This window comes from Pseudomonas sp. PONIH3 (assembly GCF_002934345.1).
GTDB lineage: Bacteria > Pseudomonadota > Gammaproteobacteria > Pseudomonadales > Pseudomonadaceae > Aquipseudomonas > Aquipseudomonas soli.
Window position 1 is genome coordinate 3,659,440 of sequence record NZ_CP026386.1, and the last position, 13,942, is coordinate 3,673,381.

Annotated in this window: 15 protein-coding genes; 5 read left to right on the forward strand and 10 right to left on the reverse strand. The window is 63.9% G+C overall.

The features are described 5' to 3' along the window. Positions 1–132 precede the first annotated feature (132 nt). The 3 genes from C3F42_RS16815 (at position 133) to C3F42_RS16825 (ending at position 2,646) form a co-directional block, all read left to right on the forward strand. Entirely contained in the window at positions 133–1,140 is a 1,008-nt protein-coding gene (locus C3F42_RS16815) for a methionine ABC transporter ATP-binding protein (RefSeq protein ID WP_038707111.1), read from the forward strand. Continuing rightward, positions 1,140–1,811, forward strand: coding sequence for a methionine ABC transporter permease (locus C3F42_RS16820; RefSeq protein WP_023632566.1), 672 nt, complete (start codon positions 1,140–1,142; stop codon positions 1,809–1,811). The genes C3F42_RS16815 and C3F42_RS16820 overlap by 1 nt, the downstream gene beginning before the upstream one ends. 64 nt (positions 1,812–1,875) lie before the next feature. Further along, on the forward strand, positions 1,876–2,646 hold the full coding sequence (locus C3F42_RS16825) for a MetQ/NlpA family ABC transporter substrate-binding protein (protein ID WP_023632565.1): 771 nt from the start codon (positions 1,876–1,878) through the stop codon (positions 2,644–2,646). Positions 2,647–2,739: 93 nt separating this feature from the next. On the opposite strand, the gene C3F42_RS16830 is transcribed toward C3F42_RS16825, so the two are convergent. Genes C3F42_RS16830 through C3F42_RS16850 form a run of 5 tightly spaced genes read right to left on the reverse strand, consistent with a single transcriptional unit; the run spans position 2,740 to position 6,623 of the window. Beyond that, positions 2,740–3,372, reverse strand: a complete 633-nt coding sequence (locus C3F42_RS16830) for an SCO family protein (protein WP_028688687.1) — start codon at positions 3,370–3,372, stop codon at positions 2,740–2,742. After that, positions 3,369–4,268 (reverse strand): heme o synthase, encoded by a 900-nt coding sequence (gene cyoE / locus C3F42_RS16835; protein ID WP_094010799.1) that lies wholly within the window; start codon positions 4,266–4,268, stop codon positions 3,369–3,371. The genes C3F42_RS16830 and cyoE overlap by 4 nt, the downstream gene beginning before the upstream one ends. After that, positions 4,253–5,326: a heme A synthase gene (locus tag C3F42_RS16840; RefSeq protein WP_104444658.1), complete on the reverse strand. Its 1,074-nt coding sequence runs from the start codon at positions 5,324–5,326 to the stop codon at positions 4,253–4,255. Before C3F42_RS16840 ends, cyoE begins: the two co-directional genes overlap by 16 nt. Before the next feature lie 9 nt (positions 5,327–5,335). After that, positions 5,336–5,914, reverse strand: a complete 579-nt coding sequence (locus tag C3F42_RS16845) for a hypothetical protein (protein ID WP_046853607.1) — start codon at positions 5,912–5,914, stop codon at positions 5,336–5,338. After that, positions 5,880–6,623, reverse strand: a complete 744-nt coding sequence (locus C3F42_RS16850) for an SURF1 family protein (protein WP_104444659.1) — start codon at positions 6,621–6,623, stop codon at positions 5,880–5,882. Before C3F42_RS16850 ends, C3F42_RS16845 begins: the two co-directional genes overlap by 35 nt. Before the next feature lie 62 nt (positions 6,624–6,685). On the opposite strand from C3F42_RS16850, the gene C3F42_RS16855 reads away from it, so the two are divergent. Then, positions 6,686–6,889, forward strand: coding sequence for a twin transmembrane helix small protein (locus C3F42_RS16855; RefSeq protein ID WP_023628968.1), 204 nt, complete (start codon positions 6,686–6,688; stop codon positions 6,887–6,889). 15 nt (positions 6,890–6,904) lie between these two features. On the opposite strand, the gene C3F42_RS16860 is transcribed toward C3F42_RS16855, so the two are convergent. Genes C3F42_RS16860 through coxB form a run of 4 tightly spaced genes read right to left on the reverse strand, consistent with a single transcriptional unit; the run spans position 6,905 to position 11,137 of the window. After that, a complete protein-coding gene (locus tag C3F42_RS16860) occupies positions 6,905–7,792 on the reverse strand; it encodes a cytochrome c oxidase subunit 3 (protein ID WP_031314487.1) in 888 nt (295 codons plus the stop codon). A gap of 16 nt (positions 7,793–7,808) precedes the next feature. Beyond that, positions 7,809–8,366: a cytochrome c oxidase assembly protein gene (locus C3F42_RS16865; RefSeq protein WP_038707108.1), complete on the reverse strand. Its 558-nt coding sequence runs from the start codon at positions 8,364–8,366 to the stop codon at positions 7,809–7,811. 10 nt (positions 8,367–8,376) lie between these two features. Then, a complete protein-coding gene (gene ctaD, locus C3F42_RS16870; RefSeq protein WP_023628965.1) occupies positions 8,377–9,966 on the reverse strand; it encodes a cytochrome c oxidase subunit I in 1,590 nt (529 codons plus the stop codon). A 43-nt stretch (positions 9,967–10,009) separates the two neighbouring features. Then, on the reverse strand, positions 10,010–11,137 hold the full coding sequence (gene coxB, locus C3F42_RS16875; protein WP_023628964.1) for a cytochrome c oxidase subunit II: 1,128 nt from the start codon (positions 11,135–11,137) through the stop codon (positions 10,010–10,012). 381 nt (positions 11,138–11,518) lie between these two features. On the opposite strand from coxB, the gene C3F42_RS16880 reads away from it, so the two are divergent. Further along, a complete protein-coding gene (locus tag C3F42_RS16880) occupies positions 11,519–12,160 on the forward strand; it encodes a hypothetical protein (protein ID WP_023628963.1) in 642 nt (213 codons plus the stop codon). Between the two features lie 96 nt (positions 12,161–12,256). Here the strand turns inward: C3F42_RS16880 and C3F42_RS16885 are convergent, their stop codons facing one another. Beyond that, positions 12,257–13,792: a SulP family inorganic anion transporter gene (locus C3F42_RS16885; RefSeq protein ID WP_023628962.1), complete on the reverse strand. Its 1,536-nt coding sequence runs from the start codon at positions 13,790–13,792 to the stop codon at positions 12,257–12,259. Between the last annotated feature and the right edge of the window lie 150 nt (positions 13,793–13,942).

The following is a 13,942-nucleotide window of genomic DNA, read 5'->3' on the forward strand; positions in this document are numbered from 1 at the left end:
CGACCGTCGCGTTATGCCGATTGGATTGGAGCGTGACGAAATAAATGCTAAGAACACGCAGGGGAAAAGGCTAAAATGCGCGCCCCGGCTAACCGCTGACCCAAATTCCATGCGCCCCACAAGGTTCGCTCAGTGATCGAGTTTCAAAATGTCCACAAGACCTACCGCGTCGCCGGTAGGGATATCCCGGCCCTGAACCCGACCAGCCTGACCATCGAAGATGGCCAGGTGTTCGGCCTGATCGGCCACTCCGGTGCAGGCAAGAGCACCATGCTGCGCCTTATCAACCGCCTCGAGGAGCCGTCCGGCGGCAAGATCGTGGTCGACGGTGAAGACGTCACCGCCTTCGACTCGAACCAGCTGCGGCGCTTCCGCCAGCAGGTCGGCATGATCTTCCAGCACTTCAACCTGCTGGCCTCCAAGACCGTCGCCGACAATGTCGCCCTGCCGCTGGTGCTGGCGGGCGAGCTGTCGCGTGGCGAGATCGACAAGCGCGTCACCGAGCTGCTGGCCCGTGTCGGCCTTTCCGAGCATGCCCGCAAGTACCCGGCGCAACTGTCGGGTGGGCAGAAGCAGCGCGTCGGCATCGCCCGCGCCCTGTCCACCAACCCCAAGATCCTGCTGTGCGACGAGGCCACCAGCGCCCTGGACCCGCAGACCACGGCCTCGGTGCTGCAATTGCTGGCCGAGATCAACCGCGAGCTGAAGCTGACCATCGTGCTGATCACCCACGAGATGGACGTGATTCGCAGGGTCTGCGACCGCGTGGCGGTGATGGATGCCGGGCAGATCGTCGAGCTGGGCCCGGTGGCCGAAGTGTTCCTGCACCCGCAGCACGCCACCACCAAGCGTTTCGTCCAGGAAGACGAGCAGGTCGACGAGAATGAACAACGCGACGATTTCGCCCATGTGCCGGGGCGCATCGTGCGCCTGACCTTCCAGGGCTGCGCCACCTACGCGCCGCTGCTGGGCACCGTGGCCCGCGAAACCGGCGTGGACTACAGCATCCTTGCCGGGCGCATCGACCGCATCAAGGACATTCCCTATGGCCAGCTGACCCTTGCCCTGATCGGTGGAGACATGGAGGCGGCATTCGCCCGCTTCACTGCAGCTGACGTACATATGGAGGTACTGCGTTGATGGACATCCTCAGCTATTTCGCCAACGTCGACTGGGTCGAGATCTGGCAGGCGACCAACGACACCATGGTCATGCTGTTCATCTCACTGGCCTTCATCATCCTGCTGGGCCTGCCACTGGGTGTCGTGCTGTTCCTGTTCAGCCCACGGCAGATGTTCGAGCACAAGAAGGTCTACGCCGTGCTGGCGACCATCGTCAACATCGTGCGTTCGGTGCCGTTCATCATCCTGCTGATCGTGATGATCCCGATCACGGTGCTGATCACCGGCACCTCGCTGGGCGTTGCCGGTGCCATCCCGCCGCTGGTGGTGGGGACCACGCCGTTCTTCGCGCGGCTGGTGGAAACCGCCCTGCGTGAGGTGGACCGCGGCATCATCGAGGCGACCCAGTCGATGGGCGCCACCACCCGCCAGATCATCTTCAAGGCCGTGCTGCCTGAAGCGATGCCGGGCATCATCGCCGCCATCACCGTGACCGCCATCACCTTGGTGTCCTACACCGCCATGGCCGGCGTGGTCGGGGCCGGTGGCCTGGGGGACTTGTCGATCCGTTTCGGCTATCAACGCTTCCAGACCGACGTGATGATCGTCACCGTGGTGCTGCTGGTCATTCTGGTCCAGGTACTGCAAATGATCGGCGACAAGCTAGTCGTGCATTTTTCCCGTAAGTAACCCCAATGGGGTCGGCCCAGCCGACCCGTTCGGGGGCCATCGCGGCCCTCACAAGGAGTGATCAATGAAGAAGCTGCTTGCTGTTGTCGCCGCGGTAGCGGCCTTCTCGGCCCACGCCGAGACCCTGACGGTCGCCGCCACCCCGGTGCCGCACGCCGAAATCCTCAACTTCGTCAAGCCGCAGCTGGCGAAGGAAGGCGTGGAACTGAAGGTCAAGGAGTTCACCGACTACATCCAGCCGAACGTGCAGGTGTCGGAAAAGCGCCTGGACGCCAACTTCTTCCAGCACCAGCCGTACCTGGATGAGTTCAACAAGGCCAAGGGCACTCACTTGGTAAGCGTCGCCGGCGTGCACATCGAGCCGCTGGGTGTGTACTCGACCAAGGTCAAGGAGCTCGACAAACTGCCTTCCGGCGCCGCCGTGGTCATTCCCAACGACGCCACCAACGGCGGCCGCGCCCTGTTGCTGCTGGACAAGGCCGGAGTGATCAAGCTCAAGGACAACACGAACATCCTGTCGACCATCAAGGACATCGCCGAGAACCCGAAGAACCTGAAGTTCCGGGAGCTGGAAGCCGCGACCATCCCGCGTGTGCTGACCCAGGTCGATGCCGCCCTGATCAACACCAACTACGCGCTGGAAGCCAAGCTCAACCCGGAAAAAGACGCCCTGGCCATCGAAGGCAAGGACTCTCCGTACGTGAACATCCTGGTGACCCGCGAGGACAACAAGGACGCGGACGCGGTGAAAAAACTGGTACAGGCCCTGCACTCGCCTGAGGTGAAGCAGTTCATTACCGAGAAGTACAAGGGCGCGGTAGTTCCGGCGTTCTGATTCAGGCTTTAAGACAATCGCGGGGCTAGCCCGCTCCCACGCCGGATAGTACCTGGCGTGGGAGAAGGCTAGCCCCGCGCTGCGTTTGCGCGGTCAGTCGCGCTTGACCAGCCCCGGCAACTGCGCCACCAGCTTCTGGTTGTTGAACGGCGCACGGATGAACCCGCGCTGACGCCCGTCAGGCCCGACCACCGCCAGGTTGCCGCTGTGATCCACGGTATACCCCGGCTTGCTGGTATCGGCCGGAATGAACGGGATGCTCAAGGCGTTGGCCAGCTTCTGGGTGTCCTCGATCGAGCCCGCCACCCCGACGAAATCCTTGTCGAAATAGCCCAGGTACTGCTTGAGCTGGTTCGGCGTGTCGCGGTTCGGGTCGACGCTCACCAGCACCACCTGCAGACGCTCCAGCGCCTCCTTGGGCAGTTCGCTCTTCACCTGGCGCAACTGGGCCAGGGTGGTCGGGCAGATGTCCGGGCAGTAGGTGTAGCCGAAGAACAGCAATGACCACTTGCCCTTGAGCTGGTCCAGCACCAGCGGCTGTCCGTTCTGGTCGGTCATGGTCACGTCCGGCACGGTACGGCTCTGCGGCAGCAGGATGATGCCGGCATCGATCAGTTCGGTGGGGTTCAACTGACCACGGTCGTTGAGCACCTTGTTGACGGTCAGGCCCATGATCAGCGCGACCAGGGCAACGAGGATGAAGACGGTTTTCTGGGTTCGGGTCATAGGTTCAGCAAAAGGTAGTGGTCTACGAGCAACGCGATGAACAGGGCGAACAGGTAGCCGATAGAGTACTTGAACGTCTTGATCGCCGCGTGCGGCCGGGTGCCACGGTACAACACCCAGGCCCAGTGCAGGAAGCGCAGGCCCAGCACCAGGGCACAGGCCAGGTACAGCGGGCCGCTCATGTGAATGGCGTAGGGCAACAGGCTCACGGCCAGCAATATCAAGGTGTAGAGCAGGATATGCAGGGCCGTGTAACGCTCGCCATGGGTAACGGGTAGCATGGGAATATCAGCTTTTGCGTACTCCTCCTTGCGATGAATCGCAAGGGCCCAGAAGTGCGGCGGTGTCCAGGCGAAGATGATCAGCACCAGCAGCAGGGGCTCGGCGCCCAGGTGCCCGCTGACCGCCACCCAGCCCAGCAATGGCGGTGCTGCCCCGGCCAGGCCGCCGATCACGATGTTCTGCGGCGTGGCTCGCTTGAGAAAGCCGGTGTAGAGCACCGCGTATCCCAGCAGCGAGGCCAGGGTCAGCCAGGCGGTGAGGGGGTTGGTGAACGTTAACAGCAAAACCATCCCTGCCACGGCCAGCAGCAGGGCGAACAGCAGTGCCGGCAAGGGCGCGACCCGGCCCTGGGCCAGCGGGCGCTTGTGGGTGCGGGCCATCAGCGCATCGACGCGGCGATCAACCACGTGGTTGACCGCCGCCGCGGCACCCGCGCACAAGCCAATTCCCAGGTTGCCGAACAGCAGGACGTTCCAGGCCACCCCCGCGCGGGTAGCGAGAAACATCCCCACCAGCGAGGTGATCAGCATCAGCACCACCACCTTCGGCTTGGTCAGTTCCAGATAGTCACGCCACCCGGCGCGCTGGCGTTCCGTGCTCAGAACCGTCGCCACGTATCGTTCCTCATGTGATGAGTGAGTTGCCCCCCGACCACCGGTGTCAGGCGCCAGCCATGGCCCACGCGAACCTTGTCGACCACGCGGATGCGGTAGTTCACCAGCACCATGGTCAGCAGCAGCAGCACACCGCCGGCGTTGTGGGCAACAGCCACGCCCAGCGGCAGGTGGAACAATACATTGCTGATGCCCAGGCTTAACTGCAGCGCCAGCGCCAGCAATACCAGGCGCGCCAGGCCGCTCAGGCCATGGCGGTGCAGCTTCCAGCCGAGCATCGATAGAACCGCCAGCACCAGCATTGCGCCGAGCCGGTGGCTGACATGGATCGCCGTGCGCGCATCGCTGTCCAGTTGCCCGCCCAGGTAATTGGGGCCGACATGCTGGGTCAGGTGGAAGCCGTTGCTGAAGTCCGCCGCCGGCCACCACTGGCCATGGCAGGTGGGCAGGTCGATGCAGGCCACCGCCGCGTAGTTGGCGCTGACCCAACCGCCCAGGGCGATCTGGCCGGTCACCACCAGCAGCGCCAACGCAGCGATCCGTCGCAGGCTCAGCGGCAGTTTCGGCAAGGGCGCAAAGGCCCGGGATAGACGCAGGGATAGCAGGAAAAGCAGGCTCACCGTAGTGAACCCGCCAAGCAGGTGCGCGGTCACCACCTGGGGCCACAGTTTCAGTGTCACGGTCCACATGCCGAACGCCGCCTGGGCCAGCACCACCCCCAGCAGCAACACCGGCAGGCGGTAGGGCTGGCCGTCATGGGCATGCCGGCGTACAGCCTGGAAGGCAAGCAGTGCGATCACCAGCGCCAGGGTGCCAGCGAAATAGCGATGGACCATCTCCGCCCAGCCCTTGGCTTCTTCCACCGGGTGCTCAGGGAAGTGCAGCTCGGCATGGGCCAGTTGGGCATCGGTCTTGGGCACGCTGATGAAGCCGTAGCACCCCGGCCAGTCGGGGCAGCCAAGACCAGCGTGAGTCAGGCGAGTGTAGGCGCCGAGCAGCACGACCAGCAGCGCCAGTAGCGTGGCGAACACAGCAAGGCGGAATCCGGGTCTGGCCATGGCAGCCTCCTAGCCGATGTTGGACAGCTTGAGCAGGTGGCGCAGGTCGTCCAGCACATGCTTGCCCTTGACCTTGGCGTCGTAGCGCAGCACCAGGTTGCCGTGAGGATCGACGATCCACAGTTGCGGGGCAGTGTCGCCGACCTTCTGGATATAGCGCTGGGCATCCAGCGGGTAGCGTTGCAACTGCGGGTACTCGCGGCCCAGCAGCGCCTGGTAGTCGGCGGCCAGCGGCTGGGCCGCCGCCAGGGCATGGCTGGCGCGACTGGCATCACGACCCAGGCCGACCTGGATCTGCCGGGCCAGGTACACCAGTTGCTGGCATTCCTCGACACAGGCGCCCGGAGCGCTGACCAACAGCTGCCAACGCTCGTCCTGGGCATCGATGCCGATATCGGCCCGGCCCTCGCCATTGCCGATCATCACACCGTGATAGCTGCGACCTTCCGGTACCCAGAACTTGAGCTTGTACATGCTGGTGGCAAGGATCATCGGTCCGAGCACGACGAACAGGATCAACAGCAGTTGCAAGCGCCCGCGGGGCTTGCGGCGGTCAGGCACGTCCAGTGGACTCGTGGCGGCGGCCATGGTGGTTCTCCTTGTCGTTGTGATGCCAGCCGAAATACAGGTAGAGCAGGACCAGCGCGCTGGCCAGGGCGAACCACTGCACGGCGTAGCCCTGGTGCTTTTCCGGGCCCATGGCGACCACCGGCCAGTCCAGGCGGTAGGCGGCAGGGCCTGGCTGCAGGCGTAGCTCCTGGGCAAAGCCCTCCCGGCCCAGCTGCTGCCAGAGCCCGGCCGGATCGATCGCAGTCAGCAGTTGCGGCCACTGGCCGTCGGGGTTGTCCGGGTGCAGTTGGAAGGTCTTGCCCGGCGGCACGTAGACTGTGGCGTCCAGCGCCAGCGCCTGGCTCGGCGTGTCGAAGCGGACCGGCACGCGACGGTCGGGCCACGGCAGCCAGCCTCGATTGACCAGCAACCACAGGTCGCTGACCTGGTCGTGGAAGGGCTGCAACAGCTCTACGCCGACCTTGCCGTCGCGCATCTGGTTATCCAGCAGCAGGCTGTGATCGGCGTCGAACCGGCCATACAGGTGCACGGGGTAGAACGCCGGGTCTGGTAGCTGGCGCAACCGGACAGCAGTGACCGGCGCCTCGATCTGGCGCTCGGTGTAGGTGGCCAGCAGGTCACGCTTTTCGTCGGCGCGCCGCAGTTGCCAGCAGCCGAGCGCGATCAACCCCGGTAGCAGCGCAAGCACCACCAGGGTCGGTATCAGGCCTGGGCGAAACGGCTTCACCAGGGCCTCGTGAGGTCGAGCGCTATACTTGTATCCATCACCGCATCCCCCGGAGTTTCGCCATGCTCAAGGCCGCAATTGTCCTGATGCTGCTGGCCACCATCGCCAGCCTGTTCAGTGGCCTGGTGTTCTTGGTCAAGGACGACGACCAGTCGACCCGCCTGCTCAAGGCCCTTACCGTGCGCGTCGCCCTCGCCACCCTGACCATCGCCCTGGTGGCCTGGGGCCTGATCAGTGGGCAACTGGTGTCGCACGCACCTTTCTAAGTGTTCCCTCCGTGGTCAAAGCACATACACGAAGATGAACAGCCCCACCCACACCACATCGACGAAGTGCCAGTACCAGCTCGCCGCCTCGAAGCCGAAGTGCTTGTCCGGCTCGAAGTGCCCGCGCAACACCCGGCAGAACATCACGAACAGGATCAGCGTGCCCAAGGTCACGTGCGCGCCATGGAACCCGGTCAGCATGAAGAACGTCGCGCCGTAGATGCCCGAGCCCAGGGTCAGCCCGAGTTTGTTGTAGGCCTCGTGGTACTCGTAGGCCTGCAGGGCGAGGAACGCCAGCCCCAGCAGGATCGTCAGCCCCAGCCACAGCTTCAGCGTGCCGCGGTGCCCCTTGCGCAGGGCGTGGTGGGCGATGGTCACGGTCACACTGGAGCTCACCAGCAAGATGGTATTGATCAGCGGCAGGTGCCACGGATCTATAACCTCCTTGGGCGGTGGGAACAGTTTCGGGTCCGGTGTGTGCAGCAGCGGCCAGACGAACTCGAAGTTGGGCCAGAGCATGTGCGTCACACCCTTGGCCCCGTCGCCCCCCAGCCACGGCCCGGCCAGCACCCGCACGTAGAACAGCGCGCCGAAGAAGGCCAGGAAGAACATCACCTCGGAGAAGATGAACCAGCTCATGCCCCAGCGGAACGAGCGGTCCATCTGCGCGCTGTAGAGCCCGGCGTGGCTTTCCTTGACCACCGCGCCGAACCAGCCGAACAGCATGTAGGCCAGGAACAGCGCGCCGACGAAGAAGATCAGCGGCCCATGGGACTCCGGGTGGCCGGCCTTGAGGTCGTTGAACCAGGTGCCGAGCCCGAACACGGTGATGAACATGCCGATCGTGGCAATGATCGGCCACTTGCTCTGCGCCGGTACGTAGTAATGCTCGTGGCTTGCCATGATGTATCTCCTTCCCTCAACGGGCGCCCTCGGTCGCGGCGTGGGCGACCGGGGGGTGGCGAGCGGTGATGTCGAACAGGGTGTAGGCCAGGGTCAGGTGTTTCACCGACTCCGGCAGGTCGCGGTCGACGATGAAGCGCACCGGCATCTCGATGCGCTCGCCCGGCTGCAGGACCTGCTGGGTGAAACAGAAGCACTCGGTCTTGTGAAAGTACGCCGCGGCCTCGGCAGGGGTGATGCTGGGGATGGCCTGGGCGCTCATGGGCTGGTTGGTCGGGTTGCGGGCCACGAAGATCATCTGGTTCACCGCCCCCGGGTTGACCTCGATCTGGTCGGCGGTGGAGTGGAACTCCCAGCTCATGTCGCCGGCATTGGTCGACATGAACTGCACCCGCACCGAACGGGTCGGGTCGCTCACCTGGGTGCCCGCGTACTGCCCGCCGGTCTTGCCATTGATACCGAAGGCCTTGCACATCACGTCGTAGATCGGCACCAGGGCAAAGCCGAAGGCGAACATCACCACGGTCAGCATCAGCAGGCGACTGACCAGGCGCTTGAGCGACAAGCCGTCCATGGGCAGGCTCCTACTTCACTTCCGGCGGTGTCTGGAAGGTGTGGTAAGGCGCTGGTGAAGGGATCGACCACTCGAGCCCCTCGGCGCCGTCCCAGGGTTTGGCTGGTGCCGGTGCGCCACCGCGAATGCACTTGATGACGATGAACAGGAAGAAGATCTGCGTGGCGCCGAACATGAAGGCGCCGATCGACGAGACCATGTTGAAGTCGGCGAACTGCAGGTTGTAGTCGGGGATGCGCCGGGGCATGCCGGCCAGGCCGACGAAATGCATGGGGAAGAAGGCCAGGTTCATGCCGACGAACGACAGCCAGAAGTGCAGCTTGCCCAAGGTTTCGTCGTACATGTGCCCGGTCCATTTCGGCAGCCAGTAGTAGGCTGAGGCAAAGATGCCGAAGATCGCCCCGGGCACCAGCACGTAGTGGAAGTGCGCCACCACGAAGTAGGTGTCGTGGTACTGGAAGTCCGCAGGCGCGATGGCCAGCATCAGCCCGGAGAAGCCGCCGATGGTGAACAGGATGACGAAGGCGATGGCGAACAGCATCGGCGTCTCGAAGGTCAGCGAGCCTTCCCACATGGTGCTGACCCAGTTGAATACCTTCACCCCGGTGGGTACGGCGATCAGCATGGTGGCGTACATGAAGAACAGCTCGCCCACCACCGGGATGCCGACCACGAACATGTGGTGGGCCCAGACGATGAACGACAGGAAGGCGATGGCTCCGGTGGCGTAGACCATCGAGGTGTAGCCGAACAGCGGCTTGCGCGAAAACGCCGGGATGATCGAGCTGACCGCGCCGAAGGCCGGCAGGATCATGATGTAAACCTCGGGGTGACCGAAGAACCAGAACACATGCTGGAACAACACCGGGTCACCGCCGCCGGCGGCGCTGAAGAAGCTGGTGCCGAAATGGATGTCCATCAGCATCATGGTCACCACGCCGGCCAGTACCGGCATCACCGCGATCAGCAGGAACGCGGTGATCAGCCAGGTCCAGACGAACAGCGGCATTTTCATCAAGGTCATGCCGGGGGCGCGCAGGTTGAGGATGGTGGCGATCACGTTGATCGCGCCCATGATCGAGCTGATACCCATCAGGTGGATGGCGAAAATGAAGAAGGTCACGCTGGCCGGGGCGTAAGTGGTCGACAGCGGGGCATAGAAGGTCCAGCCGAAGTTCGGCCCGCCACCGGGGCTGAACAGGGTCGAGACCAGCAGCAGGAACGCCGCTGGCAGCAGCCAGAAGCTGAAGTTGTTCATCCGCGGCAGGGCCATGTCGGGCGCGCCGATCATCAGCGGGATCATCCAGTTGGCCAGGCCGACGAAGGCCGGCATCACCGCGCCGAACACCATGATCAGCCCGTGCATGGTGGTCATCTGGTTGAAGAATGCCGGCTCGACGATCTGCAGGCCGGGCTGGAACAGCTCGGCGCGGATCACCATGGCGAACGAGCCGCCAAGCAGGAACATGGTGAAGGCGAACCACAGGTACATCGTGCCGATGTCCTTGTGGTTGGTGGTCAGCACCCAGCGCATCAGGCCCTTGGCCGGGCCGTGGGCATGTTCATGACCGTGGGCGTGGTCGTCGATCACTGCACTCATGTCCTGTCTCCTGCAATCCACTGACTGCCGCGGGTAGCCCGGCTCATTGCGCTTCGGCCTGCTTGAGCGCCAGCACGTCCTTCGGCGTGACCATGTCGCCCTTGTTGTTGCCCCAGGCGTTGCGCTCGTAGGTGACCACCGCGGCGATATCGACTTCCGAAAGCTGCTTGCCGAATGCCGCCATGGCGGTGCCCGGCTTGCCGTGGAAGACGATGCCCAGGTGCGCTTCCTTGGGCCCGGTGGCGATCTTCGAGCCCTTGAGGGCAGGGAACATCGGCGGCAACCCCTGGCCTTCGGCCTGGTGACAGGCCACGCAGGTGGTGTGGTAGACCTTGTCGCCACGCGCCACCAGCTCTTCGAGGGTCCATTCCTTGCTGGTCAGCTCCTTGAGCTTGGCCGCCTCGGCCTTGCGCTCGCCGAGCCAGGTGTCGTAGTCGGCCTTGGATTTCACTTCGACCACCACCGGCATGAAGCCGTGGTCCTTGCCGCACAGTTCGGTGCACTGGCCACGGTAGATCCCGGGCTTCTCGACCCGGGTCCAGGCTTCGTTGACGAAGCCGGGGATGGCATCACGCTTGACCGCGAAGGCCGGCACCCACCAGGAATGGATGACGTCGGCAGCGGTCACCAGGAAGCGCACCTTGGCGCCCACCGGCAGCACCAGCGGCTGGTCGACTTCGAGCAGGTAGTGCTCGTCCTTCGGTGAATTGTTGTGGATCTGCTCGGCGGGGGTGGCCAGGTTGCTGAAGAACTCGACGTCCTGGCCCAGGTACTTGTAGTGCCACTTCCACTGGTAGCCGGTGACCTGGATATCGATGTCCGAGTCGCTGGCGTCGTAGATGTCGATCAGGGTCTTGGTGGCCGGGATGGCCATGGCCACGAGGATCAGGAAGGGCACGACGGTCCAGAGGATCTCGACCCAGGTGTGCTCGTGGAAGTGCGCGGCCTGCTGCCCGGTGGAACGGCGGTGGACGACCATCGACCAGAACATCGCGCCGAACACCACGATGCCAATGATCACGCAGATCCAGAAGATGGTCATGTGCAGGTCGAACACCGCGTGGGAGACTTCCGTCGCCCCGGGCGCCATGTTCACCGTCCATGCTGCCTGTGCCTGACCAAACAATGACCACAGCAACAGGCCCATCCAGACATGTGGATGTCGCATCATTGCGGGTTCCCCTTATCGTTCTTGTAGTCCCGGAGGCGTGGACGACCTGCTACGACAAAGGGGGGAACGGTGGCCAAGACTGCCTGGCTTCGACGACCGAGCCCCCTGCTTAAGGCAGCCGGGCCTCATCAACGAATCACGTTTCAAGCGGAGTATAGACACCGGCCAATGGGGCGCAACGCAGGGACTGAAATGATCTTCACGCAACCAAACGTTTGCGCTGAAAGCCGCATGAATACTGGGCCGGGACACAATAATGGCACATTGATATAGCCAATTTCCTACACGTGCCTCAGAGATATAACAAATGCGTCTTAGCGATTCTCGTAAGCAAGCTAACTTAGTGTCTTCCGTTTGTAACGCCTTGTCCCTGGAGTTGTCATGAACATCGCTGCTGTACGCGAGCAGATCGAAAACGCCCATCAACATGAGAGCCGCACAGGCCAACTGAAAAACCGTCTCGAGAAGCAACTGCCACACCTGCACCCTTCGATTCACCTACCCCAGCAGGACGCCCAGGGTACTTTGGCCCGCTTCGTCGGCGCCTATATCAACGAGGTTCCAGAACTGCTCGAAGCCGCGCACACCGTGGCCCTCGAGGCCGGCATCGAATCGCAGATCAAGCCAGTCCTGAAGATTGCCGAGGCCTATTTCCTGCAGCCACCGAGCGTGATGGCGGGGCAGGTCGGGCTGGACTGCCTGTTGGACGAGGCCTACCTGGCGCATCGCTTGGTCGAGGAAGTCAACGACCTGTATATCCGCCATTTCCAGCAGCCGCTGATTCCGGTGGATACCACGGTCGCCAACCTGATCGCCCACCAGCTGATCGGCGAGACCTTCGCCAACCAGCTGGATGAGGTGGTGCATCACTCGGTGGACGAGATGCTCGATGACGAGAGCTTTGCCGTGGAGTCAGTCGAGCACTATCGCGACAAGCTGTCGAACCCGGAAACCGGAGAGGCCTGGAAACGCTGGCCATGCCTGTCGCGCCAGCTGGGCGTGGAGTTGAGCCAGTCGGCCTGAGTTGACCTGATCCGACCCTATCACGGGGCAAGCCCGCTCTCACGAACTCGATCATGGGAGTGGGCTTGCCCCACGATAGGCCGCTACAGACTTACCCTAAGCGCCAACCCCCGCCGTAGTCCGCAACCTTCCCTCGACCCGCCGCTTCAGACGCCGCTGCTCCAGCACCAGCCGCGAGCCCTTGGCCGCGCCGCTGCGGCCCCAGTCCTCCAGCAGTTCCAGGCAGGAATGGTCGATATAGCTCAGGTTGCCGAGCGGCACGTGCAGCGTGGTTCCCTCCGGCACGGAATCCAGCACCTGGGTCAGCGCCGGCACCTTGAGGAAGGTGGCCGCGCCGCCAAGGCGAAGCTCCATGTGCCCCGGCTCGTCCAGCGCCACCAGGTTGATCTTCAACCGCGCCGCCTTCAGCGCCAGTTTCAGCAGGGTCAGGGCAAAGCCCAGCAGCACGCCGGTCAGCAAGTCGGTAAAGATGATTGCCAGGGCCGTCGCCGCATAGGTGAACATCGGCATCCGCCCGTAGCGGCCCAGGCCGCGGAACGCCTTGAAGTCCACCAGTTTCACGCCGGTGTAGACCAACACCCCGGCCAGGCTGGCCACCGGGATCTGTTGCAGCACACTGCTCAGCGCCACGACGAACGCCAACAACCACAGGCCATGCAGGATCGCCGAGGCGCGAGTCTGCGCACCGGCCTGGACATTGGCCGAACTGCGTACGATCACACCGGTCATCGGCAATGCGCCGAGCACGCCGCAGAGCATGTTGCCGATACCCTGCGCCGACAGCTCTCGGTCGAAATCCGAGCGCTGGCCACTGTGCATGCGATCGACTGCCGCCGCGGACAACAAGGTCTCGGCGCTGGCGATGAAGGCCAGGGCGAAGGCCGCCACCAATAGGGTCGGGTCGGCCAGCTTGAGCAGGTCGTCGGGGCGCAGCCAGTCAATGGCCTCGGACAGGTCCGCAGGTACCTGCACGCGGTTGACCGGCAGAGCCAGCCACAAGCTGACAGCGGTCATTGCCGCCACACCGAGCAAGGCACCGGGAATGAAGCGCAGGCGTTGCGGGCGCCAGCGCTCCCAGCCCCACATGATGGCGATGGTGCCCAGGCCCAACGCGCCGGCCTGCCAACCGGCGCCTGCGCTTTCCAGCGGCAGGGCCGAGGCCAGCGTCGCCGGGAAGCCCAGCAGGTTGTCCACGCCCGATGGCTGGGGCGCCGTGTCGAACATCACGTGCACTTGGGACAGCACGATCAGCACGCCGATCCCGGCAAGCATGCCGTATACCACCGCTGGTGCGGTGACCCGGAACCAGCAGCCCAGGCGCAAGCGCCCGGCCAGCAGTTGCAGCAGGCCGGCCAACAGCAGGATCGGCCCGAGCATGGCCACGCCATGCTGGCGCACCAGCTCGAACACCAGCACCGCCAGGCCCGCCGCCGGGCCGCTCACCTGCAACGGAGAACCGGCGAGGAAGCCCACGACGATGCCACCGATGATCCCGGTGATCAGCCCTTTTGCGGGCGGCATGCCCGAGGCGATGGCGATACCCATGCACAAGGGCAGGGCTACCAGGAAGACCACCACCGAAGCCAGCAACTCACGCGGCATGGCCGCCTTTATCTGTGTCATGTTCACCATGTAGCTCCTTTCTAGATTCACGGCCATTCCGCTGACCGCTAGCACGGGGAAGCCTGAACGACGCGCAGGCGTGGGCCGCCAGCGGGACTGCCGGCACGGCATTCAGGAAGATTCAAGGCAGGCGAAGGCCGCGCCGCACCCATCGGGTGC